Source organism: Streptomyces sp. SID1328, assembly GCF_009865595.1.
In the GTDB taxonomy this organism is placed as follows: domain Bacteria; phylum Actinomycetota; class Actinomycetes; order Streptomycetales; family Streptomycetaceae; genus Streptomyces; species Streptomyces griseoluteus.
Window position 1 is genome coordinate 1 of sequence record NZ_WWKH01000455.1, and the last position, 258, is coordinate 258.

Consider the following 258-nt stretch of genomic DNA (forward strand, 5'->3'; position numbering starts at 1 on the left):
CCCGCCGCGGCGACGGCCCGGCGGGCCTCGGCGGTGGCCTCCTCGGCGCGGCCCTCGCCGTCGTCCAGGCGCAACAGGGGCCTGCCCTCGGCGAGGACACGGGTCTTGGTGGACAGGGTGCCGTCCAGCCGCAGCGCCAGCAGGCGGACCCGGTCGCCGAGCGCGGCGCGGAGTTCGGCGCTGGACGGATCGTCACCGAGGGCGGTGACCAGGGTGACGTCCCGGCCGTCGGCGGCGGCGAGCCAGGCGGCCAGCGCC

The 258-nt window shown here is 79.8% G+C and carries 1 pseudogene; it reads right to left on the reverse strand.

The features are described from left to right. A pseudogene (locus tag GT030_RS13755) lies at positions 1-258 on the reverse strand (D-beta-D-heptose 1-phosphate adenosyltransferase); the annotation flags it as partial.